The organism is Thiogranum longum (assembly GCF_004339085.1).
In the GTDB taxonomy this organism is placed as follows: domain Bacteria; phylum Pseudomonadota; class Gammaproteobacteria; order DSM-19610; family DSM-19610; genus Thiogranum; species Thiogranum longum.
The window spans coordinates 1,714,434-1,740,031 of the sequence record NZ_SMFX01000001.1 but is presented as its reverse complement, the minus strand read 5'-3'; the positions used below and the strand labels follow the sequence as shown (position 1 = coordinate 1,740,031).

Annotated in this window: 24 protein-coding genes; 19 read left to right on the top strand and 5 right to left on the bottom strand. The window is 55.2% G+C overall.

Annotation, left to right across the window (positions count from 1 at the left end; translation table 11 throughout):
- Positions 1-80: 80 nt before the first annotated feature.
- The 3 genes from DFR30_RS08575 to dapC all read right to left on the bottom strand — a co-directional run bounded on the left by DFR30_RS08575 (position 81) and on the right by dapC (position 2,556).
- Positions 81-425: an ArsC family reductase gene (locus DFR30_RS08575; RefSeq protein ID WP_132972307.1), complete on the bottom strand. Its 345-nt coding sequence runs from the start codon at positions 423-425 to the stop codon at positions 81-83.
- 94 nt (positions 426-519) lie between these two features.
- The gene (gene dapD, locus DFR30_RS08570) at positions 520-1,341 is read right to left on the bottom strand and encodes a 2,3,4,5-tetrahydropyridine-2,6-dicarboxylate N-succinyltransferase (protein ID WP_132972305.1); all 822 of its coding nucleotides are present in this window, start codon (positions 1,339-1,341) and stop codon (positions 520-522) included.
- An 18-nt stretch (positions 1,342-1,359) separates the two neighbouring features.
- Complete coding sequence (gene dapC, locus DFR30_RS08565; protein ID WP_132972303.1) at positions 1,360-2,556, bottom strand: succinyldiaminopimelate transaminase; 1,197 nt, start codon at positions 2,554-2,556, stop codon at positions 1,360-1,362.
- A 47-nt stretch (positions 2,557-2,603) separates the two neighbouring features.
- Between dapC and DFR30_RS08560 the strand changes: the two genes are divergently transcribed.
- Both DFR30_RS08560 and DFR30_RS08555 read left to right on the top strand, forming a co-directional pair.
- Positions 2,604-3,485 carry a DMT family transporter gene (locus DFR30_RS08560; RefSeq protein ID WP_132972302.1) on the top strand — a complete coding sequence of 294 codons (882 nt, stop codon included), beginning with the start codon at positions 2,604-2,606 and terminating at the stop codon, positions 3,483-3,485.
- The gene (locus tag DFR30_RS08555; protein WP_132972300.1) at positions 3,482-3,880 is read left to right on the top strand and encodes a VOC family protein; all 399 of its coding nucleotides are present in this window, start codon (positions 3,482-3,484) and stop codon (positions 3,878-3,880) included. Before DFR30_RS08560 ends, DFR30_RS08555 begins: the two co-directional genes overlap by 4 nt.
- 69 nt (positions 3,881-3,949) lie before the next feature.
- Here the strand turns inward: DFR30_RS08555 and glnD are convergent, their stop codons facing one another.
- Both glnD and map read right to left on the bottom strand, forming a co-directional pair.
- On the bottom strand, positions 3,950-6,643 hold the full coding sequence (gene glnD / locus DFR30_RS08550) for a [protein-PII] uridylyltransferase (RefSeq protein WP_132972298.1): 2,694 nt from the start codon (positions 6,641-6,643) through the stop codon (positions 3,950-3,952).
- A complete protein-coding gene (gene map / locus DFR30_RS08545; protein WP_132972296.1) occupies positions 6,640-7,407 on the bottom strand; it encodes a type I methionyl aminopeptidase in 768 nt (255 codons plus the stop codon). Before map ends, glnD begins: the two co-directional genes overlap by 4 nt.
- Positions 7,408-7,679: 272 nt before the next feature.
- Between map and rpsB the strand changes: the two genes are divergently transcribed.
- From rpsB to DFR30_RS08460, 17 genes are all read left to right on the top strand, one after another.
- Complete coding sequence (gene rpsB, locus DFR30_RS08540; protein WP_132972294.1) at positions 7,680-8,423, top strand: 30S ribosomal protein S2; 744 nt, start codon at positions 7,680-7,682, stop codon at positions 8,421-8,423.
- A gap of 55 nt (positions 8,424-8,478) precedes the next feature.
- Positions 8,479-9,363, top strand: a complete 885-nt coding sequence (tsf, locus tag DFR30_RS08535) for a translation elongation factor Ts (RefSeq protein WP_132972292.1) — start codon at positions 8,479-8,481, stop codon at positions 9,361-9,363.
- Positions 9,364-9,539: 176 nt separating this feature from the next.
- On the top strand, positions 9,540-10,259 hold the full coding sequence (pyrH, locus tag DFR30_RS08530) for a UMP kinase (protein ID WP_132972290.1): 720 nt from the start codon (positions 9,540-9,542) through the stop codon (positions 10,257-10,259).
- Positions 10,260-10,264: 5 nt separating this feature from the next.
- Entirely contained in the window at positions 10,265-10,822 is a 558-nt protein-coding gene (frr, locus tag DFR30_RS08525) for a ribosome recycling factor (RefSeq protein WP_132972288.1), read from the top strand.
- A 39-nt stretch (positions 10,823-10,861) separates the two neighbouring features.
- On the top strand, positions 10,862-11,632 hold the full coding sequence (locus DFR30_RS08520; protein ID WP_132972286.1) for an isoprenyl transferase: 771 nt from the start codon (positions 10,862-10,864) through the stop codon (positions 11,630-11,632).
- A complete protein-coding gene (locus DFR30_RS08515) occupies positions 11,625-12,446 on the top strand; it encodes a phosphatidate cytidylyltransferase (protein WP_132972284.1) in 822 nt (273 codons plus the stop codon). The genes DFR30_RS08520 and DFR30_RS08515 overlap by 8 nt, the downstream gene beginning before the upstream one ends.
- Positions 12,443-13,648: a 1-deoxy-D-xylulose-5-phosphate reductoisomerase gene (ispC, locus tag DFR30_RS08510; RefSeq protein ID WP_243640708.1), complete on the top strand. Its 1,206-nt coding sequence runs from the start codon at positions 12,443-12,445 to the stop codon at positions 13,646-13,648. Before DFR30_RS08515 ends, ispC begins: the two co-directional genes overlap by 4 nt.
- The gene (rseP, locus tag DFR30_RS08505) at positions 13,645-15,012 is read left to right on the top strand and encodes an RIP metalloprotease RseP (RefSeq protein WP_132972282.1); all 1,368 of its coding nucleotides are present in this window, start codon (positions 13,645-13,647) and stop codon (positions 15,010-15,012) included. Before ispC ends, rseP begins: the two co-directional genes overlap by 4 nt.
- A gap of 18 nt (positions 15,013-15,030) precedes the next feature.
- Positions 15,031-17,310, top strand: a complete 2,280-nt coding sequence (bamA, locus tag DFR30_RS08500; RefSeq protein ID WP_132972280.1) for an outer membrane protein assembly factor BamA — start codon at positions 15,031-15,033, stop codon at positions 17,308-17,310.
- A 48-nt stretch (positions 17,311-17,358) separates the two neighbouring features.
- A complete protein-coding gene (locus DFR30_RS08495) occupies positions 17,359-17,883 on the top strand; it encodes an OmpH/Skp family outer membrane protein (protein ID WP_132972278.1) in 525 nt (174 codons plus the stop codon).
- Between the two features lie 19 nt (positions 17,884-17,902).
- On the top strand, positions 17,903-18,919 hold the full coding sequence (gene lpxD / locus DFR30_RS08490) for a UDP-3-O-(3-hydroxymyristoyl)glucosamine N-acyltransferase (RefSeq protein WP_132972276.1): 1,017 nt from the start codon (positions 17,903-17,905) through the stop codon (positions 18,917-18,919).
- Between the two features lie 45 nt (positions 18,920-18,964).
- Complete coding sequence (gene fabZ, locus DFR30_RS08485) at positions 18,965-19,405, top strand: 3-hydroxyacyl-ACP dehydratase FabZ (protein WP_132972274.1); 441 nt, start codon at positions 18,965-18,967, stop codon at positions 19,403-19,405.
- Positions 19,406-19,431: 26 nt separating this feature from the next.
- On the top strand, positions 19,432-20,226 hold the full coding sequence (gene lpxA / locus DFR30_RS08480) for an acyl-ACP--UDP-N-acetylglucosamine O-acyltransferase (protein WP_243640707.1): 795 nt from the start codon (positions 19,432-19,434) through the stop codon (positions 20,224-20,226).
- A gap of 8 nt (positions 20,227-20,234) precedes the next feature.
- A complete protein-coding gene (lpxB, locus tag DFR30_RS08475; protein ID WP_132972272.1) occupies positions 20,235-21,386 on the top strand; it encodes a lipid-A-disaccharide synthase in 1,152 nt (383 codons plus the stop codon).
- Complete coding sequence (rnhB, locus tag DFR30_RS08470) at positions 21,379-21,987, top strand: ribonuclease HII (protein WP_243640706.1); 609 nt, start codon at positions 21,379-21,381, stop codon at positions 21,985-21,987. Before lpxB ends, rnhB begins: the two co-directional genes overlap by 8 nt.
- Positions 21,988-21,999: 12 nt before the next feature.
- Complete coding sequence (locus DFR30_RS08465; RefSeq protein ID WP_132972270.1) at positions 22,000-23,214, top strand: alpha/beta hydrolase; 1,215 nt, start codon at positions 22,000-22,002, stop codon at positions 23,212-23,214.
- On the top strand, positions 23,211-25,538 hold the full coding sequence (locus DFR30_RS08460) for a mechanosensitive ion channel family protein (protein ID WP_132972267.1): 2,328 nt from the start codon (positions 23,211-23,213) through the stop codon (positions 25,536-25,538). Before DFR30_RS08465 ends, DFR30_RS08460 begins: the two co-directional genes overlap by 4 nt.
- Positions 25,539-25,598 lie beyond the last annotated feature (60 nt).

The window sequence follows — 25,598 nt, the reverse complement described above, 5'->3', positions numbered from 1 at the left end:
CACAGTGTACCGGGTTTGATGTGGATGCTGTAGCACCAGCTTGCTCTGTATATACTGCCCGGTACCCGGATGCCCCGGGATTATGCAAACAGAGACTGGTATTGTTCCGGGTTAAACCCGAGTACCCGATGTTCTCCTGTGTCCAGTAACGGGCGTTTGATGATGCCGGGGTTATCCAACATGCATTTCAGTGCGGTTTCGCGGTCGATATTGTCACGTGCCGACTGCGGCAGCTTGCGCCACAGCTGGCCGCGGCGGTTGAGCAACTGCTCCCAGCCGAGTTCTTTCTCCCAGGCCTTCAGCTGTTTCGCATCCAGCCCGTCTTTCCGGTAATCATGGAAACGGTACTCCACACCGTGCTCGTCAAGCCAGCGCATGGCTTTCTTCATGGTGTCACAGTTTTTTATGCCGTAAATCGCAATCATTTTACAATCCGTGTGCTTCCGTCATGCCGGCGCAGGCCGGCATCCAGTTGTTTCAATGAGATGGATACCGGCCTTTGCCGGTATGACGGATTAATCAGATGTTTCGCAGCAGTTCGTTGATACCGACCTTGCCCAGCGTTTTGGCATCAACCTTCTTGACGATGACCGCGCAGTACAGGCTGTATTTTCCGTCTTTCGAAGGCAGGTTGCCGGATACCACCACAGAGCCGGCGGGGATGCGGCCATAGGTGACCTCATCTTTTTCGCGGTCATAGATACGCGTGCTCTGGCCAATATAGACCCCCATGGAGATCACCGAGCCTTCCTCGACGATGACACCTTCGACAACTTCCGATCGTGCGCCGATGAAGCAGTTGTCTTCGATAATGGTCGGTGCGGCCTGTACCGGTTCCAGCACACCACCGATACCGACACCGCCGGACAGGTGAACATTCTTGCCGATCTGTGCGCAGGAGCCGACCGTGGCCCAGGTGTCGACCATGGTGCCGGAATCGACATAGGCACCGATGTTGACGTAGGAGGGCATCAGCACCACACCGGGTGCGATATAGGAACCGAAGCGCGCTGTTGCGGGGGGTACAACACGCACACCACCGGCGCGAAATTCGCGGGCATTGTAATCGCTGTACTTTGATTTCACCTTGTCATAGTAATTGGTGAAGCCACCCTTCATGAATTCGTTGTCCTCGATGCGGAACGACAGCAACACGGCTTTTTTCAGCCAGTCGTTGACTACCCAGTCACCCTCTTTCTTTTCCGCCACGCGGGCTTCGCCGCTATCCAGCATGCGAATCGCTTCAAGGGTGGCTTCCTTGACGTGGGTTTCGACGGTACGCGGGGTAATATCGGCACGTCGTTCAAAGGCTTCTTCGATCGTGGCTTGCAAGTCGCTCATAGCGGTCTCCTGAAACGGTTATAACTGTTCGGTAAAGGTTCGGATTCTTTGTGCGGCGTCGACGCACTCATCGAGTGGTGCAACCAGCGCCATACGCACATGGTTGTGTCCCGGGTTGCCATCGCGGGTGTCACGCGACAGGTAACTGCCGGGCAGAACAACGACGTTCTGCTGGCGATACAGCTCACGGGAAAATTCGCAGTCATCGAGCGGGGTACGCTGCCAGAGATAAAAACCCGCCGGTGGTATGTCAATCTCCATCGCCGGTGACAGTATATCTGCAACTGCCAAAAACTTTTCCCGGTACAGGCGACGGTTTTCCACTACGTGCGCTTCGTCGAGCCAGGCGCGGATACTGGCATCCTGTGTGGCAGGCGGCATGGCGCAGCCGTGATAGGTGCGGTAGCGAAAGAAGGCCTGGATAAGATCGGCATCGCCAGCCACGAAGCCTGAGCGCAGGCCCGGTGCATTGGAGCGTTTGGACAGACTATGAAACACCAGGCAGTTTTTGTAGCTGTCGTTGCCCATTTGCGCAGCGGCCTGGAGCAGACCGGGCGGCGGCGTGTCCTCATCGAGGTAGATTTCCGAGTAGCACTCGTCGGACACTATGACAAAATCATGCTTGTCCGCCAGTGCGATCAGTGACTGCATGGCAGCATTGTCGATAATACGACCGGTCGGATTACCCGGTGAGCAGAGATAGAGCAGTTGGCAGCGTTTCCATGTTGAGTCCCCGATAGCGGCGAAGTCCGGCAGGTAATGACTGTCGGCCGTGGCATTGACGAATACCGGCGCGGCACCGGCCAACAGTGCAGCGCCCTCGTATATCTGATAAAAGGGGTTCGGCATCAGTACTGCGGCATTGCGTGAGCGGTCGATCATGCACTGGGCAATAGCAAACAGCGCCTCGCGAGTGCCGTTGACCGGCAGGGCGTGACGCTCCGGGTCGAGGCTGTTGGCCGGCAGGCCAAAGCGTGACGTCAGCCAGTTGCAGATCGCAGTGCGCAGCGTGTCTGTGCCGCGCGTTGACGGGTAGAGCGACAGGCCGTGCAGGTGCTCGATCATCGCTTCGGCGATGAATGTGGGGGTCGGGTGTTTGGGTTCCCCGATGGACAGGCGAATCGTCTCCAGCCCGGCTGGCGGCGTGACGCCGGCAAGCAGCCTGGCCATGCGCTCGAACGGGTAGGGTTGCAGGCGTGACAGATCGGGGTTCATGGCGTGGAGATGACTGAAAAAATGAAGGCGAGAGTATACGCAATCTTATGAAACCGTGCAGTCATCCGCTTTTACCCGTCTTCAGCCTGTTATTGACCGCCACATTATGGGGCCTGGTCTGGTACCCGCTGCGGTTGCTGGAGGCCCAGGGCCTGCAGGGTCTGTGGCTGTCATTGTCCAGTTACGGTGCTGCCTTTCTGATCGGTCTGCCCTGGTTGTGGCAATCGCGCGGCGAATGGGTGCGCGAGGGGCCGGTACTGGCATTGATGACGCTGGCGGTCGGCTGGTGCAATGTGGCGTTCGTTATCGCCATTCTCGATGGCACCGTGGTACGCGTGCTGCTGCTGTTCTACCTTTCACCCCTGTGGGCACTGATGCTGGGCTGGCTGATACTCGGCGAACGGCCGGGTACCAGCGGGTTCCTGGTGTTTGTACTGGCCATTTCCGGTGCAGTCATCATGCTGTGGAACCCGCAGCTGGGCCTGCCCTGGCCACGTGACGAGGCCGACTGGATGGCGGCATCTTCAGGGCTGGCGTTTGCTTTCGCCAATGTGATGGTGCGTAAACTGAAGCACGCGGGCATGCCGGCCAAGGCATCGGCCAGCTGGCTGGGCGTGGTGCTGGTTGCGGCAGTGTGGATTCTGGTCGTACACGAGCCCATGCCGGTTGTCGAAGGCTCTGTATGGCTGGGTGCGGCTATGCTGGGCTGGTTCGGCTTCGTCATTATGACCGTAACCGTTATTTATGGCGTCACACATATGCCGGTGCACCGTTCGGCGGTGATCCTGTTATTTGAGTTGGTGATCGGTGCGGTGTCCTCTATTCTGCTGACCGACGAGCAGGTGATGATGCAGGAGTGGGCCGGTGGCGCGCTGATTCTGGCTGCAGCCTGGTTTGCGGCCCACGAGCATATCGGGGAAACCTCATGAGCGAAGTGCTGGGTATACACCATGTCAGTTTCGTGGTCGCGGATGTACAGCGCTCACTGGAATTTTATCGCGATATCCTCAGGCTGGACACTGACCCGCAGCGGCCCGACATCGGCTACCCGGGTGCCTGGCTGGAGGTTGGTGAACAGCAGATACATCTTTTGCAGGTGCCAAATCCCGACCCGGTAACAGACCGGCCCATGCATGTAGGCCGAGATCGTCATGCTGCGCTCGCGGTCAGTGACCTTGGACCTGTTCTGGATCGTCTCGAACAGGCCGGCGTGGACTGCACACACAGCCGTTCAGGGCGTCGCGCGGTGTTTTTCCGTGACCCTGACGGGAATGGTGTTGAGCTGGTGGAAGTGCAACGCACACAGGGGGATAGTTTTCCCTAGCCCTCCCTGTGGTATATGCAGCTTGCTACGGGTTGTTGTCCATAATCCCGGCAGGGCATGCTTCAAGGTTTAAACGGGTTGATCCAGCGCCTGCACAAGCGCTTCGCGAAGAGCATCCTGTGCTGCGGTATCGAGAACATTTCCCTTGCTGTCAGTTACAAAAAACACATCCTCGGCCTTTGAGCCAAAGGTCGCGATCTTGGCGTTTTGCAACACAATACCCAGCTCATAAAAGACCTGGCCCACGCGTGACAGAAGCCCGGGGTAATCTGTGGTAAAGAGCTCGACAATAGTGCGTCGCTGTGCGTCGTCCTGGTGGAAGCTGACCTGTGTGGGTATATGAAACTGGCGTATGCGCCTGGGTGGGCGACGCGAGGGGATCTTTACAGTGCCGCTTTCTGACAGCAGTTCCTGTTTCATCAGTGTTACCAGTTCTTCAGCGTCATAGCGGTCAACAACCGGTTCTCCGGCAGAGTTCAGCAGCAGGTAAGTATTTACCGCGTAACCGCGCCTGGATGTGATAATACGTGCATCGGTAATAGTCAGCCCCATCTGGTCGATGAGAGCGGTAGTTCGATTGAACAGGCGGTCAATTACGGGTGTATACAGGAATAATGCGCTGCCACCCCGTTCCGACCTCGGGCATAGTTCGACACGTACACCTTCCAGGCTGCCTTCACCGAGGATGGCTTTCGCATGCCAGACCACCTCATCGACGCTGTAGCGCATAAAGTAGTCTTCCGGCAAGTCCTGCCAAAGCTTGTCGAGCAACGTGACATCAATTGAATCTTCCGCCAGTTTTCCTGCGGCTCTTTTTTTGATATCGCTGATAAGTTCATTGCGATGTAGTGGATTTTCAAGTCCACGACGCAAGGCGCGCTTGGTCGCGTCGTACAGATCACGGAACAGGGCGTCTTTCCAGGAATTCCACAGTGTCGGGTTGGTGCCGCGTATGTCTGCAACAGTGAGCAGGTACAGGTAATCCAGACGGGTGCGGTCACCAACCTGTGCGGCAAACTCGTGGATAACGTCCGGATCGGTTATGTCGCGTCGCTGTGCAATCTGGGACATCAGCAAGTGGCTGCGTACCAGCCACGAGACGAGTTTGCAGTCATATTCACTTAGCCCGTGTTGCTTGAGAAAAGTGTAGGCGTCTTCTGCCCCCAGTTCTGCATGGTTCCCGCCACGACCCTTGGCGATATCATGAAAAAACGCGGCCAGGTAAAGCAGCTCGGGTTTTGGGATTTCCGCTGCGATGCGGCTGCACTTGGGAAGCTCGTGCGCCATTTCCGGCACCGAAAACCGGCGCAGGTTACGCACCACAAACAGTGTGTGTTCGTCGACGGTATAGGCATGGAACAAGTCGTGCTGCATCTGTCCGACGATAAGTTCAAATTTGGGGTAGTAGGCGGCCAGTACGCCATAGCGGTTCATGCGCCGCAGTTCGTGAGTCAGGCCGGTTGGCTGGCGAAAGATCTCCATGAACAGGCTGCGGGCACGAATATCCTTACGGAAATCATCGTCGATCAGATGCAGGTGATCGCGTACCAGACGAATTGTCGATGCGCGCACACCCTTGATCTCGCTGTGCTGCTGCATGAGCAGGAACAGTTCCAGCAGGGCAAAGGGGTAGCGCCGGAAGACATTATTCCCGGTGACTTCGAGGAATCCCTTGCGTACCTGGAAACGCCGGTTCAGTGGCGTCGCCTTGCTGTGGTCATCCTCGTAGAGAATGATTTCCTGCAACAGTTGCAGCAACATTTCGTTCAGCCGGCTGAGCGACTGGATGGTCAGGTAGTAGTCTTTCATGAACCATTCGACCGCCAGTTTGTGGTCGTGGTCGGTATATCCGAAGTTCTGTGCCAGTGTGCGCTGGTGATCGAACAGCAGCCGGTCTTCGCGACGGCCGGTAATCTGGTGCAGACCGAAGCGGACTTTCCATAAAAAACGCTGCCCCTGCATCAGGGTTTCATATTCACCTGGCGTGATGTCTTCGCGCTCTACCAGTTCTCCGAGATCCTCGGTGCCGAAGTGGCGTTTGAATACCCAGCCGATCATCTGTGCGTCACGTAATCCGCCGGGCCCTTCCTTGACATTGGGTTCCAGGTTGTAGACAGCGTCGTCAAATTTATTGTAGCGGGCACGTTGTTCCTCAAGCTTGGCAGTAAAGAAGTCGCGGTCGGGCCACACGTGGTCAGACCCAGTGAGCCGTCTCATGTCATCGAAAAGGGCTTCATTACCACACAGCAGGCGTGCTTCCATCAGGTTGGTGGCAACAGTAATGTCGGCGCGCGCCTGTTCCTGGCAATCTTTCAATGTGCGTACACTGTGTCCGACTTCCAGGCCAATATCCCAGAGCAGCATGAGGAAGGCTTCTAGGGCCCCGGCAGTTTCAGTGTCTTCGTTCTGTGCCAGCAGAATCATGATATCGACATCGGATCCTGGTAAAAGCTCGGCGCGCCCATAGCCGCCCACGGCAACCAGTGAGCCGTCGAGCGTCGCAAGTTTTGTGTTCCAGCAGCGAATCAGTACCTGGTCGACCAGCCAGCTGCGCGCAAAAATCAGGTCTTCGATATCAGCCCCTTCATCGAAGCGGGTCATAAGATGCTCATTGGCGCCTTTAAGAAATGCGCGGACATCAGCGGGTGACAGCGTGTCGCCGTTGAATGCCTGGTCCAGTGCGTCGAGATCGAACCAGCCAACGACTATGTCACTCGACAGGCGAGTGATAGAGCGAGTGTCGCTGTCGTCCGGACTCATCATATGTTTTCACCCTTGCGCAGGGTGAGAACTTCATAGCCATTTTCCGTCACCAGGATGGTGTGTTCCCACTGGGCCGACAGGCTGTGATCCTTGGTGACCACGGTCCAGCCATCCTTCAACACCTTGGTGTGCCGTTTACCCACATTGAGCATGGGTTCGATGGTAAAGGTCATGCCGGGTTGCAGTACGGCGCCGGTGCCGGGCTTGCCGTAGTGCAGTACCTGGGGATCTTCATGGAATTCCCGGCCAATCCCATGACCGCAGTATTCGCGCACGATAGAAAAGTTCCGGCTTTCTGCCAGTTGCTGGATTGCGTGGCCAATATCACCGAGACGTGTGCCGGGCTTTACCAGGCGAATACCCGTGCACATACACTCATAGGCTGTGTCGGCAAGGCGCCTGGCAATGACAGTGGGTTCCCCGACAAAAAACATCTTGCTGGTGTCGCCGTGGAAGCCATCCTTGATCACGGTGATATCGATGTTGAGCGCGTCACCATTCTTGAGTTTTCGGTTGCCGGGAATGCCGTGACAGACCTGGTGGTTTACCGAGGTGCAGATGGATTTCGGGAAGCCGCGATAGTTGAGTGGGGCGGGGATGGCGTCCTGAACATTCACTGTGTAGTCATGACAGATCTGGTCGAGTTCATCGGTGGTGACGCCGGCACGGACGTAGGGTTCGATCATTTCGAGTTGCTCGGCGGCGAGGCGGCCGGCGACACGCATTTTTTCAATCTCTTCGGGGGTTTTTATAGATATGCTCATGGTTTCCTGTCGCTGCCGTGTCCGGCAGCGCTGGCTGATCGGTCAGACGTGAGATATAGGGGGCCTAAGTGGCCGGAATAATTGCTGTTACGCCTAGTGTATGGTATAAAACGCGGCTTGTTAACAGGGTAGTCGGAATCTTCCGCTGCCCGGTAACTTGAATCCACACATACGTCGGCACATACAGTTGGGTGCCTTCGGCATGGCGAGAGCCATCCGCGGGTTACTGTTATGGGACGTATGGAGGCCCAACCCTTACAAAGAGGTTTATTATGTCTAGTGTAACCATGCGCCAGATGCTTGAGGCAGGCGTACATTTCGGCCATCAGGCCCGTTTCTGGAACCCGAAAATGGCCCCGTACATTTTCGGCGAACGCAGCAAAATCCACATTGTTAATCTGGAAAAGACGCTTCCGCTGTACCAGGATGCGCTTAATTTCATCGGCAAGATGGTGGCCAACAAGGGCATCGTGCTGTTCGTAGGCACCAAGCGTTCCGCACGCGACACCATTCGCACCGAAGCCGAGCGCTGCAAAATGCCCTATGTCAATCATCGCTGGCTGGGCGGCATGCTCACCAACTTCAAGACCGTACGCCAGTCTATCAAACGCCTGAAGGATCTTGAGGCGATGGAGCAGGACGGCACCTTCGAGAAGCTGAACAAGAAAGAAGCCCTGATGCTGACGCGCGAGAAAGACAAGCTGTCTCGCAGTCTGGGTGGCATCAAGGACATGAACCGACTGCCCGACGTCATGTTTGTGGTTGATGTTGGTCACGAGAAGATTGCGATTGCCGAAGCCAGGAAGCTCGGTATCCCGGTCGTTGGTGTGGTTGATACCAATAACTCGCCGGACAATGTCGATTACGTGATTCCGGGCAACGACGACTCCATTCGTGCCATCCAGCTTTATGTGCAGGGTGTGGCAGATGCTGTTGAAGAAGGTCGCAGCACCATGGCGCAGGTCGGCGGCAGCAAGGATGACGAATTCGTCGAAGTCAGCGGTACCGCCCAGTAACATCGGGCCAAACCGGTTTTTTCCAGCATTACAGAATTTTCAAGAGGTATTAAACATGGCAATCTCTGCAGCGCAGGTTAAAGAACTGCGCCAGCGTACTGGCTGCGGCATGATGGAGTGCAAGAAAGCACTGGTTGATGCGGACGGTGATATGGAGTCAGCGGCCAAAGCCCTGCGCAAATCAGGTCTGGCCAAGGCCGACAAGAAAGCCGGCCGCGTGGCGGCTGAAGGTGCGATCGTCATCGAAGTGGCTGGTGACGGCAAAACGGCTGCGATGGTCGAGGTGAATTCCGAAACCGACTTCGTGGCCAAGAAAGAAGACTTCCAGGATTTTGCCCGCGCAGTCGCAAAGCGGATTCTGACAGACGCGCCGTCTGACCTGGACGCCCTGATGGCCATGCCGCTTCAGGACGGTGGTGAAACTATCGAGGATGCGCGCCGTGGCTTGATTGCCACTATCGGTGAAAATATCAATGTGCGTCGCTTCGTACGTCGTGAAGCGTCTACTGGCAACCTTTCCAGTTACCTGCACGGTGATCGTATTGGTGTGCTGGTTGAAGTGGAAGGCGGTGATGCCGGACTGGCGCGCGATGTGGCTATGCACATTGCTGCCTCAAAGCCGGTCTGTATCGATGAAAGCGAGGTGCCTCAGGAAATGCTCGACAAGGAAAAGGACATTTTTTCCGCCCAGGCAGAGGCCAGTGGCAAGCCCGCCGAGATTATCGAGAAAATGGTCAACGGCCGCATTCGCAAGTTCCTTGGTGAAATTACCCTGATTGGTCAGCCTTTCGTAAAGGACCCTGACCAGACGGTTGGGAAGTTGTTGAAAGGGACCGGAGCCAGCGTCAAGGGTTTTGAGCGACTTGAGCTTGGTGAAGGGGTCGAAAAGAAGACCGAGAACTTTGCTGAAGAGGTTATGGCGCAAGTTCAGGGTAGCTGAGTCATCGCCTTCTTGCCGGGGAGGACGTGAAGTCCGCTTGCCGGTATGATTAACGGGGTCGCAATGCGGCCCCGTTTCGTACCTGCGTACGATGTTCGTGAATCACCGCTGGTGTCACAGCGCCAGTAGTGATAAATTTACTTAAAATAGTTCTATAACCTATTGTAAATAAAACTATGAACCAAAAGAAACTGGTCTACCGTCGCATTCTCCTGAAGATTAGCGGCGAAGCGCTGATGGGAGACGCTGACTACGGGATTGACCCGGCAACCATTCTGCGTGTTGCAGGGGAAATTCATGACCTGGCCGAACAGGGCGTGGAAATTGGCCTGGTGATCGGTGGCGGCAATATTTTTCGTGGCGCCGGGCTCGCCCAGGGTGGCATAGACCGGGTGACCGGTGATCATATGGGCATGCTTGCCACAGTCATCAATGCGCTTGCCATGCAGGACGCGCTGGAAAAACTGGGTAGTCAGTGCCGGGTGATGTCTGCTCTCAAGATCAACCAGGTAAGTGAAGACTACATTCGCCGCCGTGCCGTCCGTCACCTGGAAAAGGGCCGTATCGTGCTGTTCGCCGCCGGCACCGGTAACCCGTTTTTTACCACTGACTCTGCGGCCAGCCTGCGCGCCATCGAAATCGGCGCCGAGATTATGCTCAAGGCTACCAAGGTCGATGGCGTCTATGATTCAGATCCGATGAAAAATCCGGATGCCGTGCGCTACGAAAAACTCAGCTATGACGAAGCGATCGTGAAAAAACTTGGTGTCATGGATACCACAGCACTGGTGTTGTGTCGTGACCAGAATGTACCCGTGCGTGTGTTCAATCTGTTCGAGCCGGGTAACCTGTTGCGGGTGGTTCAGGGCGAAGCAATCGGAACACTGGTGGAGTAAGGGTAATGATCGAGGAAATACTGGACGACGCCAATTCGCGAATGAGCAAAACGATCGAGGCGTTCAAACAGGCGTTGAGCAAGATACGCACGGGCCGGGCACATCCCAGTCTGCTCGACCACGTAAAGGTCGATTATTACGGTTCGGATGTACCGCTAAGCCAGGTGGCAAACATCAATGTGGAAGATTCGCGCACGCTGGTGGTCAATCCCTGGGAAAAACAGATGGTGCAGGCGGTTGAGAAAGCCATCATGAAATCCGATCTCGGGCTCAACCCAAACACGGCCGGTACCGTTATCCGTATTCCGATGCCACCGCTGACCGAAGAGCGTCGCCGCGATATGGTGAAGATTGTGCGTAATGAGGCAGAAGGCGCCCGCGTAGCGATTCGTAATATCCGCCGTGACGCCAACAGTGATTTCAAGGAACTGCTCAAGGAAAAGGAAATTTCTGAAGACGACGAGCGCCGTGCCAGCGATCGCGTACAGAAGCTGACTGACCAGTATGTAAATGAAGTAGAAAAACTGGTTGAGGTCAAGGAAGCGGAATTAATGGAAATCTGATCCGGCATATTCCGGAAACAGGCTGAATAGATCACGCACATGTCACAGGAGCCAGTCCAAGCCGGAGCGGGAATCGCTGAACAGCGTTTGCCACGCCATGTCGCCATTATTATGGACGGTAACGGACGCTGGGCCAGAAAACGCATGCTGCCGCGTTATATGGGGCACCGTGAAGGCGTCAAGGCAGTACGCCGCATTGTTGAATCCTGTCGCACACAGGGTATAGAGGTGCTAACCCTGTTTGCCTTTTCCAGCGAGAACTGGCGCCGTCCGAAAGCCGAAGTCGGCCTGCTTATGGATCTGTTCATTCGCACCCTGCGCAAGGAAGTTGCACGCCTGCACAAGAATAATGTGAGGGTGAGGTTTATTGGTGACCGCAGTGCATTCAACGAGAAACTGCAGTCGCTGATGAGTAGCGCAGAAGAGCAAACAGCGGGAAATACGGGCATGACGCTGGCCATCGCTGCCAACTATGGTGGTCGCTGGGATATGGCCGATGCCGCCAGGCGGCTTGCAACGCGTGTGGCCAGCGGCGAGCTCCAGCCGGAACAAATCAACAGTGAATTACTTGGCAAGGAGCTGTCGATAACCGACCTTCCGGAGCCCGACCTGTTTATACGCACCGGTGGGGAACAGCGCATCAGTAATTTCATGTTGTGGCAGCTTGCCTATACCGAGTTGTATTTTACCGATTGTTTATGGCCGGACTTCGATGCAGCATCCTTTGAAGAAGCGTTGCGGTCCTTCTCAGGTCGACAAAGGCGTTTCGGAAAGACCGGCGAGCAGGTGGAGCAGTCCGGACGTGCTTAAGCAGCGTATCATCAGTGCACTGATTCTTGTGCCTCTGGTGGTGCTGGCAGTACTACGTCTCGATTCCGGCAGCTTTGCCATGGTGGCTGCTGTTGCCGTGTTGCTGGGCGCCTGGGAATGGGGTGCATTGATCCCCTTGCGCAGCTTGCCGGCGCGCGTTTCTTTTGTCGTAGTGACGTTGGCATGTGTTGTCCTGGTCTGGCAGTTTGCGCAGAGTGAGCTGCTGGTTAACAGTGTGCTGTGGAGTGCGATGGGTGGCTGGATTCTGATGTTGTTCTGGATTACTGCACCAGCGCTGGGGCGCGCGGACACCTCCTTTAACGCGTTATTGAAAGCGCTTCTTGGTATCGCGGTACTGGTCAGTACCTGGCTTGCGCTGGTGGTCTTGCACAGTCGTCCGGACGAAGGGCCTCGCTGGGTATTGTTCCTGCTGCTCCTCATCTGGTTTGCTGACAGTGGTGCCTACTTTGCCGGTCGACAATGGGGCAGGACAAAACTCGCACCCGAAGTCAGTCCAGGCAAGACCTGGGAAGGGGTCATGGGAGCGCTGACCGTGTGCACCCTGTTTGCCTTTGGTTTTGGCCGCTATATTGGTTTGCAAGGTGCCATGCTGGCCAGTTTTACACTGGTTTGCCTGGTGACGGTTCTGTTTTCCATAGCCGGTGATTTGCTGGAGAGTTTGCTTAAACGCCATCACGGCGTGAAAGATTCCGGAACGCTGATCCCGGGACATGGTGGCGTACTGGATCGCATTGACAGTCTGCTGGCTGCGGCCCCGGTGTTCGTTTTTGGTTTGAGGTGGATTTCACTGTGAAGCCTCTTGGCATGACCATTCTTGGAGCAACAGGCTCCATTGGCGTTAGCACACTGGACGTTATTGAACGAAACCCTGATCGCTACCGTGTTATTGCATTGACGGCCAATCGCGATGTCGATGGTCTGTTGCGCCAGTGTATTGATCACCAGCCTCACTATGCCGTTATGGCGGATACAGATTCCGCCGAACAGTTACAACATCGTCTTCGCGAGTCTGCACCGGATATCGAAGTGCTGGCCGGTGAAGAAGGTCTGCGTCATGTAGCGAGTCTTGATGAAGTGGATTGTGTCATGGCGGCCATTGTCGGTGCTGCCGGTCTGATGCCTGCACTGGAGGCTGCCCGATCCGGCAAGCGCATCCTGCTCGCCAACAAGGAAGCCCTGGTGATGTCCGGCGCCCTGTTCATGCAACAGGTTCAGGAAGGCGGTGCTGTACTGTTGCCTGTGGACAGTGAGCACAATGCCATTTTCCAGTGCATGCCAGCGTCTTTTGTTCCGGGCTCAGGGCACCCGGATGGTGTAAGCAATATACTGCTTACTGCATCCGGTGGACCTTTCAGGACAACGCCTGTTGAAAAGCTGGCGGGCATTACACCCGAGCAGGCTTGCGCCCATCCCAACTGGGACATGGGCCGTAAAATATCAGTCGATTCTGCCACCATGATGAACAAGGGGCTGGAAGTCATCGAGGCATGCTGGCTGTTCTCGACGGATGCGACGCATGTCCAGGTGGTTATACACCCGCAAAGTGTCATTCATTCCATGGTGCAGTATCTCGATGGTTCGGTCCTGGCACAGCTCGGGAATCCGGATATGCGTACCCCGATCGCGCATTGCATGGCCTGGCCTGAACGTATCGATGCCGGTGTTCAGGCGCTGGATATTGTCGGGATCGGCAGGCTGGATTTTGAAGCGCCCGACCTGGAGCGTTTTCCGTGTCTGCGGCTGGCCCAGGAGGCATGGCAGTCCGGCGGCACTGCATCTGCCGTGTTGAATGCAGCCAATGAAATTGCAGTGGATGCTTTTCTGAATCATCAGCTTGCCTTTACCGCCATACCTGGCGTCATCGAAACCACATTGGCACATGTCGGCGTGCATGATGCTTCAACACTGGAGGTGATTCTCGATGCTGACCACCAGGCGCGGGAGTATGCAGGTGAGTTGATCAGTGGTGCGTCATCGTTTGGAGAACTGGCATGAGTAGTTTGCCCGGTATGATACTGGCCTTCATTGCCGCTATCAGTGTACTGGTGGCTGTACATGAGTTCGGGCACTTCTGGGTAGCCAGAAAGCTCGGGGTCAAGGTGTTGAGATTTTCGATCGGCTTCGGGCAACCGCTGTGGAAGACCCGTTTTGGCTCGGACAATACCGAGTTCGTGGTCGCAGCTCTTCCACTGGGTGGCTACGTCAAGATGCTCGATGAGCGTGAAGCCCCGGTCGATGACAGTGACCGTCCGCGTGCCTTCAATAACCGGCCATTGTGGGTGAGATCAGCGGTCATTCTTGCCGGTCCCCTGTTCAACTTCCTGTTTGCCATTTTCGCTTTCTGGCTGATGTTTGTCAGTGGTGTGCCGGGTATCAAGCCGGTGATTGGTGAAGTCGAACCAGGTTCCATTGCGGCGCAGGCAGGCTTCCAGGAAGGGGATGAAGTTCTTTCTGTCGATGGCAAGGGTGCTGCAAGCTGGGATGATGCCTCGATGTTTTTGCTCGATGCTGCATTGGCCCGACGGCATAGCCTGGTCGAGGTTCGTACCGTCGATGATCGTTTGCAGGATCGTGATATCGATTTCAGTAAAGCCCCCGATGCGTTGGCCAAAGGTGGCCTGCTGAAAAACCTCGGGCTGTCAATCTGGCGTCCAAAGGTCCCGGCCGTGATAGACCTGGTGTTGCCTGACAAGCCGGCTGAACGTTCGGGAATGAAGCCGGGTGACAAGGTGATCGCGGTTGATGGCAAACCGGTTGAATTCTGGCGCGAGTGGGTCGGTTATGTCCGCTCACACCCTGGGCAGGAAATAACGGTTCGAGTGTTGCGTGGTGGAGAGACGGTCGATCTGAAGCTGATTCCAGAGCCTGTCGAAGAAGCCGGTGAAACCGTAGGCAAAATCGGTGCTGCGGTACAGAGACCGGAAAACCTGCGTGATGACCTGCGCATCACAGTACGCTATGGCGTGGTTGAAGCGGTTGGGCGTTCTGTCGCCAAGACCTGGGAAACCTCGGCCCTGACGGTGCGGACCCTGTGGGGGATGCTGGCCGGACGCGCCTCAGTCGAAAATATAAGCGGCCCGCTGAGTATTGCCCAGTACGCGGGTTATTCCGCGAGTGCAGGGTTGGCAAGCTTTCTTAAATTTCTTGCCATTGTCAGTGTCAGTCTCGGAATACTCAACCTGCTTCCGGTACCGATTCTCGACGGTGGGCATCTGCTGTATAACATCATCGAGTGGATACAGGGAAAACCTCTGTCCGAATCTGCGCAGCAGGTCGGTCAGCAACTCGGTATTGTGTTGTTGCTGCTGCTGATGAGTCTTGCTTTTTATAATGATTTGTCCCGGTTATTCGGGGCCTGACGGTTTGCGGAAATTTTTATGCGATTGAGTTTGAAACCACTGGTACTCGGCATGATGCTGGCGTCGTCGGCGCATGCTTTCGAACCTTTTAACGTCGAGGATATTCGTGTTGAAGGGCTGCAGCGTATCGCGCCGGGGACGGTCTTCAACTATTTGCCGGTGAAGGTCGGTGACCGCTTCAATACATTTGAGTCAGAGCGTGCCATCCGCGCACTGTTCAAGTCCGGCTATTTTCGTGACATTAGCCTGGAGCGTGACGGGGGTATTCTTGTAGTGCAGGTGCAGGAGCGTCCTGCCGTCGCCAGTATCAAGATCCAGGGTAACGATGACATTGAAACCGAGCCGTTGCTGGATTCACTCGAAGACATCGGTCTTGCCGAGGGGCGGGTATTTAACCGGTCCTTGCTTGAACAGGTAGAGCAGGAACTGGAGCGTCAGTATTTCAGTCGTGGCAAGTATGGCGTAAAGATCAAGACCACGGTAACTCCCCTGGAGCGAAACAGGGTCGGTATTCTTATCGATGTGTCCGAGGGTGTCGTCGCGCGTATCAAGCAGATCAATATTGTCGGTAACAGCGTCTTTGACGATGAGACATTGCTTGACCAGTTTGAACAGCGAACACCGGGCTGGCTGACCTTCTATACCAAGTCTGACCAGTATTCCAGGCAGAAGCTGGCAGCGGATCTTGAGACCTTGCGTTCCTTCTACCAGGATCGTGGCTATATCAAGTTCAACGTAGATTCCACGCAGGTGTCGATCACGCCGGACAAGAAAGATATCTACATCACAATCAATATCACCGAAGGCGAGCAATATCATGTCAGTGATATCAAGCTGTCAGGTGACCTGGTGGTGCCGGCAGAAGAACTGTTCCCCGAATTCCGGATCAATGCCGGCGATACCTTTTCGCGCAAGAAGGTGACCAATACGGTTACCCGGCTTACCGACCACCTGGGCAACAAGGGCTATGCTTTCGCCAACGTCAATACTATCCCCGAGATCGATGAAGAAACACGACAGGTATCCCTGACATTCTTCGTGGACCCGGGCAAGCGGGTGTATGTCCGCAGAATCAATTTTGCCGGTAATACCAAAACCCGTGACCAGGTCATGCGCCAGGAAATGCGCCAGATGGAGGGCGGCTGGTTTTCTTCAAAGAAAGTCGAACGTTCGCGCACCCGTTTGCAGCGCCTGGGCTATTTTTCTACCGTTAATGTGGAGACTCCGGCTGTGCCTGGCGCCACCGATGAAGTTGACGTGAATTACTCCATCGCAGAACAGCCTTCAGGCAGTATTTCGGTGGGTATCGGTTTCTCCCAGACATCGGGTGTGTTGTTGAATGGCAGTATTTCCCAGGATAATTTCATGGGTACCGGCCGGCGCGTATCGGCATCGGTCAACAACAGCTCGGTTAACCGGATCTTCAGCTTTTCCTACCAGAACCCGTATTACACAGTGGATGGTGTCAGCCGTGGGTTTGGTGCTTTCTACCGCGAGACGGATGCGAGCCAGGCAAATATTGCCAATTATTCGACCGATACCTATGGCGCCAATGTGACCTACGGTTTCCCGGTCAATGAGTACGACACCTTCAATTTCGATTTGAAAGCCGATAGTCTCAAACTCAGGGCGTCAGACTTCTCGTCTGCACAAATCACGGACTTTATCGATAACTTTGGCGACGAGTTCAAAAGTCTGACACTGGTTGGCAGTTTCTCGCACGATACGCGAAACCGCCGGGTATTCCCGAGCAGTGGTGGTGTGCAACGTATAAGTGTAGAGACCAAAGTGCCTGGCTCCGAGCTGGAATACTACAAGCTCAACCTGCGTGCGCAGCAATACGTGCCTTTGACGCGCCTGTTTATATTGTCGACGAAATTACAGATAGGCTGGGGTGATGGTTTTGGTGATTTCGACAATCTTCCTTTCTTCCAGAACTTCTTTGCAGGCGGAACGCGTTCCGTGCGTGGCTACCGGGATAATTCGCTGGGTCCGCTTGACTCCAGCAATGATCCGCTCGGTGGCAGTTTCCGCACAGTGGGTAACCTGGAGGTCGTATTTCCACCGCCCTTTATGGCCGACAGTAAAAGTGTAAGACTAAGCCTGTTTTATGATGTTGGTAATGTGTTTTCTTCAACGCAGGACTTCAGTGCAGAGGAGCTGCGTATGTCGGCGGGTCTTTCTGCAGTCTGGTTGTCGCCAGTGGGCCCGTTGTCTGTCAGTATTGCCCAGGCATTTAATGACCAGAGCGGGGACGATACCCAGTTCTTCCAGTTCAATCTTGGCGCAGGCTTCTGACGCAGGGTTCTGCTGATTTTATTTAAAGTATATTTCGAGGAGAATGATGTGAACAAGTTCAAGGTAATACTGGCCGGGCTTTTGATGCTGGGCGCGCTTTCATCACCTGCGTATGCAGAAACAACCGTGGGCGTGGTGAATTTCCTGCGCATGATGGAAGAGGCACCGCAGGCCAAGGCTGCGCAGACCAAGATAGAATCGGAGTTTGCCCCGCGTGAACAGGAGCTTGTCGCTCTGCAGAAAGAAATTCGCAAGCTTGAAGACAAGCTGGCGAAAGATGGAGCAGTGATGAGCGAATCCCAGAGCAATAAACTGGAGCGCCAGATACTGTCGAAAGGGCGCGACCTGAAGCGTTCACGGGAAGAGTTCCGTGATGACCTGAATATACGAAAGAATGAGGTCACTTCACAATTACAGCGTCAGATGCTGGAAGCAACACGCGCACTGGCCAAGGAAAAGGGTTTCGACATCATTCTTGGTCAGGGTGTTGTCTATGCCGACAAGAGTGCTGATATCACCGACATGGTGCTTGAGCGACTCACGAGCAACTTCAAGTCGGGTGGCGGCAAGTAACCGGTAAGCATTCGAATATATGTCGATTACCCTGCTGGAACTGGCAGAGCAGCTTGGTGTGGACTTGCTTGGAGATGGCGACACACTGATCTCTGCGGTATCCACCTTGCAGCATGGATCTGAAGGTGAGCTGGGTTTTCTGGCCAACTCGAGCTACCGGAAATATCTGGCGGAGACGAAGTTATCAGCTGTTATCCTGTCGGAGAACGATGCAGGCGACAGTCCGGTAGCGGTTCTGGTCTCGACGAATCCGTATGCGGACTACGCGCGTGCTGTGCAGTTACTGTATCCACCGAAACCTGTTATTGCGGGTGTACACGAAAGTGCAATCATCCAGGCTGGTGCAGAAGTTGATCCTGGTGCCAGTATTGGACCGAACGTGGTAATTGCGGCAGATGCGCGTATTGGCAAGCGGGTACAGCTTGGCCCGGGTTGCGTGATTGACGAGGGTGTATCGATCGGCGATGACAGCTACCTGGTGGCGAATGTCACTGTGCTGGCGAAAGCCCGTATTGGCTGCCGGGTCACTATTCAGCCCGGCGCAGTGATAGGCAGTGAAGGTTTTGGTATAGCGGCGATTGATAACGGCTGGCTGAAGGTGCCGCAGCTGGGGAGTGTGCAGATTGGCAATGATGTTGATATTGGTGCCAATACTACCATTGATCGTGGTGCGCTCGAGGACACGGTAATCGAGGAAGGCGTGCGCATCGATAATCAGGTGCAAGTGGCGCACAATGTCTTCATTGGTGCGCATACTGCCATTGCCGGTTGTGTCGGTATTTCAGGTAGTGCGCGGATTGGCAGGCATTGCCGTCTTGCAGGTGGTGTAGGCATTGTAGGGCATCTGGAAATTGCCGACCACGTGACGGTTACCGGTATGTCAATGGTGACACGCTCCATAACCCGTGAGGGCACGACCTGGTCGGCGGGTACACCGCTTATGCAAAATGCAGAATGGCGGCGCAATGCAGTGCGAATGAAACAACTGGAAAATTTATCGAAACGCCTTTCTGGTCTTGAAAAAAAGATTAAATAATAAGGCGTTAACGAATTAAACTAGAATCAGGTTTAATAATTGATTATGGATATCAACGAGATTAAAAATACACTTCCGCATCGCTACCCGTTTTTACTGGTAGATCGCGTGCTGGAATTTGAATCGGGCAAGTCTCTGGTTGCGATCAAGAATGTGACGGTTAATGAACCTTTCTTCCAGGGTCATTTCCCCGAGAAGCCGGTCATGCCGGGCGTGCTGATTCTCGAGGCATTGGCGCAGGCAACAGGCTTGCTGGCGTTTCGTACCGAGGGAAGGGATGCTGCGCGAGATTCACTCTATTATTTTGTCGGCATCGACAAGGCGCGCTTCAAACGACCGGTTGAGCCGGGCGACCAACTGCGACTGTCGGTCGAGGTGATCAAGGTCAAGCGGGGTATCTGGGTGTTTAATACTGAAGCGACTGTTGATGGCAAGATTGCCGCAACGGCTGTCATTATGTGTACCGAACGCAAAATCGACGAATAGCCGACACCACTTGAAGACGACTACTCTTGCCGGATAACGATAAAGTCTCACTGGTGCATCCCACTGCGGTTATTGACCCGCAGGCGCGTATAGCATCCGATGTTATTGTTGGCCCATACAGTGTGATCGGTGCCGGCGTGGAAATCGAATCGGGCAACTGGATTGGTCCGCACGTTGTTATCGTCGGCGAAACGCTTGTTGGTCGCAACAATCGTATCTTCTCATTTGCTTCACTCGGTGATATGCCGCAGGACAAGAAGTACGACGGTGAGCGTACCCGCCTGGAAATAGGTGACAGCAATACAATACGCGAATATGTCACTATCAATCGTGGCACTGTGCAGGACAGTGGCGTGACGCAGGTAGGCAATGACAACTGGATCATGGCCTACGTGCACATTGCCCACGATTGTCGCATCGGTGATCATACCGTGCTTGCAAACAACGCAACACTGGCCGGGCACGTGCATGTCGGTGACTATGTGACACTGGGTGGTGCCACACTGGTGCACCAGTATTGCCACATTGGTGAGTATGCGTTTTCAGCCTACGGTGCGCGCATCAACAAGGATGTGCCTCCGTTCATTACAGTGAGTGAAGGCAAGGCAAGGCCACGTGGACTGAATAGCGAGGGGCTAAAGCGAAACGGTTTCGACGAGGCCCGTATACGGACGCTCAAGGAAGCTTACCGTGCGCTATACCGTGAGGATCTGCCGCTGGACCAGGCCATCGAACAACTGGCATCACTCGATGATGCGTACGGCGACGTCGCCCGGCTACGGGTATTTGTGACCGGCCGTCAGCGAAGTATTGTACGTTAGCAGCAGTGATGACGCGGCAACTGCGTATCGGGCTGGTAGCCGGTGAGGTGTCGGGTGATCAGCTCGGCGCATCACTGATACATGCAATTCGCGAACGTTACCCGAAAACTGTTTTCGAAGGTGTAGCAGGTCCAGAAATGCGTGAGGCAGGCTGTACTGCGCTCGCAGATATCGATGCCTTGTCGGTCATGGGGCTTGCTGAAGTCCTGGGCCGTTTACCATCGCTTGTTAGCTTGCGTCGCCGCTTGCGCCGGCATTTTATGGCCAGTCCGCCAGACGTATTTGTCGGTATTGATGCGCCGGATTTTAACCTGGGTCTTGAAGCCGGTCTGAAGCGTGCAGGCATTCCTGTCGTCCACTGGGTCAGCCCTTCAGTCTGGGCCTGGCGGCAATACCGTGTCAGGAAGATCGGGCGTAGTGTTGACCTTATGCTGACGCTGTTCCCGTTTGAAGAACAGTTCTACCGACAGCACGACATTGCATCGTTTTGTACCGGGCATCCGCTGGCTGACGATATACCCGAACGCAGTGACCCGGTGCATGCACAGGCGAAGCTTGGTCTGCAAGGCGGGAAGCGCTACGTTGGACTGCTACCGGGAAGTCGGCGCAGTGAAGTAGCAAGATTGTTGCCCGTATTCCTTGAAGCAGCGCAGCGTTGCCGTCAGTTGGCCGGTGATATTGAGTTCCTGATTCCCGCCGCCAACAAAAATATTTACCGCCAGTGCCAGCAAGTGATGGCCGCCACGGCAGGCTGTGCAGACTTGTCCGTTACGCTGTTTGAGGGTCAGGCGCGTGAGGTCATACAGTCGGCAGATGCCATACTATTGGCATCCGGAACCGCCGCTCTGGAGTGTCTGCTGGTTGGCCGGCCGATGCTGGTGGCGTACCGTTTACATCCATTGAGTGCACCGCTGGCGAAGCGACTGCTGGAAACCCCCTATGTTTCGTTACCGAATCATTTGCTGGGGCGTATGCAGGTACCGGAGTACCTGCAACAGGATGTCACGCCATCACGCCTGGCCGAGGGTCTGCTCGCATTGCTGCAGGATCCTGAGCGTGCAGCGGCCCAGGTTGCACCTTTTTCCGCGGTTCACCGCGATCTGAAACGTGGTGCCGCAGCGCGCGCCGCACAGTATATTGTGGAGATAGCAAGTGGCTGAGCAAACCGAAGTGTATTTCGTGGATCCCGGCATCTGTCATGCCGGTGTGGATGAAGTCGGACGTGGCCCGCTGGCCGGCCCGGTGGTGGCGGCTGCAGTGATTCTTGACCCACAACGCCCCGTGTCGGGCCTGCGGGATTCCAAGAAACTCACCGAGAAGCGGCGTGATGTGCTATTCGATGAAATTTGCGAATGCGCACTGGCCTGGTCACTGGGTCGTGCCGAAGTCGAAGAGATCGATCGTATCAATATTCTGCAGGCCAGCCTGCTGGCCATGCGTCGTGCCGTGGATGGCCTGTCGATCGAACCTGAGCAGGTACTGGTCGACGGCAACCGCTGCCCCGAGTTGCGACACCCTTGTGAAGCTATTGTTAAAGGTGATGACAGGGTGCCGGCGATCAGTGCCGCATCCATTATTGCCAAGGTCAGCCGTGACCGGGAAATGATCGCGCTGGATGCTCAATACCCCGGCTACGGCCTTTCCCGTCACAAGGGTTACCCCAGCAAGGCACACCTTGAGGCACTGCGCACCCTCGGTGTGACGCCCATGCACAGACGTTCCTACGCACCTGTACGGCGTCTACTCGACGGAGAGAGCTGAGAGACGCCTGACGTGACGTATTTACGCAGTATTGCCGGTCTGTTTGGTTCAACATCTGAATTGTCAGAACGCCATCGTGTGAAAACGCCGGGATACGAATGGATGCAGGGTGTCGAAACCCTCGACGACTACTTTCGGATATGCCGAGAGCGTGTCGTTTTTTCTCGCACCGACCTGAAAACGGAACGCCGTGAGCACATCATCGACGGTAACAGTCCATTTCAGTTATCGCCGGCAAACAGTCAGGGGGCAAGTCGTACAATCCTGATGACACACGGCCTTACCGATTCCCCCTTTTTAATGCGTGATATCGGCGCCTGGTTTCAATCACAGGGGTTTCGCGTGTTGTCCATGCAACTGCCCGGTCACGGTACACGGCCCGGAGATCTGCTCGATGTGCGCTGGCAGGACTGGGCCAGGGCGCAGCGCCGGTTAATCGATATGCTTGCGGAAGAAAGTGACGAGCTTTACCTGCTGGGGTTTTCGCTTGGAGCTGTACTAAGCCTCTACCAGGCACTGCATACACCTCGTTTCAGTGCACTTTTTCTGTTTTCACCGGCCATCCGGATAACGTCGCTGGTGCGTGCGGCCTGCCCGCTCGCGGTGGCCGGGCGCTGGTGGCAGCGGGCCGCCTGGTTCGATGTGCAGCCGGATACGGACAGTTTCAAATACGAGTCACTGACAAACCGTGCCATTTGCGAAGTGTATCGGCTGACCGAGGCACAAAGACGTCTGGCCGCAATTACCGGGCTGAAAACTCCCCTGTTTGTTGCTGCAAGTGAAAATGATGCCACCATAGACAGCCCGGCAGTTATCGACTGGTTTGCGCGTCAACAAAGTGCGCACAAGCGTATGCTCTACTACAGTACCGGCCAACCTGGCGTGCCGGATGGCGTGCGGGTCATCAATGCACGGCACCCCGAGCAGCGGATTCGCAGTTATTCACACACGGCGTTGCTCCAGTCGCCGGAAAACCCGCACTACGGGGAGGAGGGTACACTGCGATTCTGTACGCACTACTATCGGCTGGACCCGGAAAAATACCGGCGTTGCAAGGCCGGTGAAGAAGACTGTATCGGTGAAATGTTTGATGAGTCGGAAGACTGCAAGGTGATTCGTCGCCTTACATGGAATCCCGGGTACACTGAGATGCTGGAGGAGATCCGGCAGTTTCTCGATCAACTGAAGCAGGATGATCTGATTTCGCATAACGGACGAAACACATGAATTACCAATCGCAATTTCTGGCTGGCATGTTACGGGTAGTTTCACTGCTGCTGTTATGCGCCGCTTTTTCACCGGCGATTGCACAAGATACTGACCTGGACGCATTCGGGAAGATGCTGAAAACAATTGAGTCGGATCTTGCAAAACCACAGATCAGGCAGGAGACGCTCGAGAAGTGGGCGCGAAAAATTGCTGCAGGTCGACCAATGGCTCTGGACTGTGTAGAAAAGGGTGAAAAGAAACAGCAAAAGCTGGAAGAGGACCTGGTCAGCCTGGGTGAATATGTTAGTGGTGAACCCGCTGATGTCACACGTAAACGCAACCAGGTAAAACGCGAGATAAAGGATATCGAACGCGACCTGGCAGGTTGTCGCCTGCTGGTGCTTCGTAGCGAAGAACTGCAAAAAAGCATCAGCCAGGAAACAAAGGCGTTACTCGCACGTCAACTGTCAGCGAAGGGTACAAACATTGGCGTACTGCTGATGGATAACTGGCAGGAGCCGGCGCTTTGGCTTTCTGCGAGCAAGGATTTTATACGTCGTCATAGTGGTATTTCGCGCCTTGAACCAGAAGACTGGGCGCTGCTGGCGATGCTTGCCGTTATCAGCTTCATTGCCGGTCTGTGGCTGCGCTTGCGGTTGTTGCAACGCGCCAGGTCAGGTGCGTGGGCCGATGACCTGGCCGGACACTTTTCCTGTGCGCTGGTCAGTACCGTGTCACACCATCTGCCCTGGCTGGCAACCAGCAGTGTGCTGGCCATTAGTCTGTACACTATGACAGGGGATGTCTCGCCGGTACCGTTCATTAATATTGCACTGTATACATTACCGTTCTACCTGCTTGCCGTTATGGTCATACAGTTGTTCCTGGCACCGCACCAACCCGGCGTATTGTTTGTTAATGTGCCGCCGTTGCTGGCAAAGCAGCTATCCAGGCGTTTGACAGTACTCGTTTTGCTGGCCTACGTGGGTGTTTTACTGTTTTACACCTTGCTTGCGCAGAGTTTGCCAGAGTCCGCATTCCTGCTGGCACGGGGTGTGTTTGCTGCGATCCTGGCGCTGAACCTGATCTGGGCCTTGTGGTTGATCATGCGGTTGCCGCATTTGTCCGGCGTACGCGCTGTTAACTGGCTGCTGATGCTGGTCCTGCTGGGTGCGCTGGCGGCAGAGTGGGCCGGTTACCGTAACCTGTCCGTCACCCTGTTACGCATACTGCTCGGTACGTCGCTGGTCATAGCCGTAACCGTTTTTCTCAGTCGATTGCTGCGGGAATTCTACGACTCACTGGATGAAGGCACCCGTCGCCAGACGCGCTCGATCCGGAGACTGCTCGGTGTAAGGACGGGTGAACATTTCCCTGGCCTGATATGGATCCGGATTACCACGGCCCTGATGCTCTGGGGTATGGCTGCGCTGGCTGTTTTGCGTGTGTGGGGTGCATCCGACGCTACACTGAAACAGATCAGCGAGTGGTTCATGAGCGGCTTCGAGCTGGGCTCGCTCAAGATCGTGCCGGTACGAATTCTTCTTGCCATTGTCAGTTTTGCAGTACTTGTCGCGTTGGCAGGCTGGGTGCGGGCAAAGCTCGAAAGCAGCTGGTTGAGTCGCGCGCGCATGGAACGAGGCGCCCGTGAAGCGCTGGTCACCATCAGCGGGTACCTGTTGATCATGCTGGCAATCCTGGTCGGGCTGGGTATTTCCGGCGTTGATTTTTCCAACCTTGCCATTATTGCCGGCGCACTTTCTGTTGGTATTGGTTTCGGGCTGCAGAATATCGTCAATAATTTTGTATCAGGCCTGATACTGTTGTTCGAGCGCCCGATCAAGACAGGAGACTGGGTAGTCGTGGGGGGAACGGAAGGTTACGTCAAACGCATCCGAATACGTTCCACGCAGATACAGACCTTCGACCGTGCCGATGTCATTGTGCCCAACTCCGAACTTATTTCGAACCAGGTGACCAACTGGATGCTTTACGACATGCGCGGTCGTGTCCGGGTTCCGGTTGGAGTCGCTTACGGTAGTGATACAGAAAAGGTGAAGGACATCCTGTTGCAGGTTGCTGCGGAAAACCCGAAAGTGATTAACGATGGCACTACGGGTAAGCCGCGTGTGCTGTTCCGGGAATTCGGCGACAGCGCCCTGGCATTCGAGTTGCGCTGTTATATCCACAATATCGACGAGCGGGTGAGGGTGATCAGCGACCTCAACTTTGCGATCGACAAGGCCTTCCGCGAGGCGGGCATCGAGATTCCGTTCCCGCAGCGTGACCTGCACATGCGCAGCTGGGATGCTGATAAAGGGCCTCCGGCTGATGCTGGCTAGGCGTCCTGTACAGCGGGCAGGTCGATGGTTCCGCAGCATTCCGGCGTTGCCGCTTGTCAA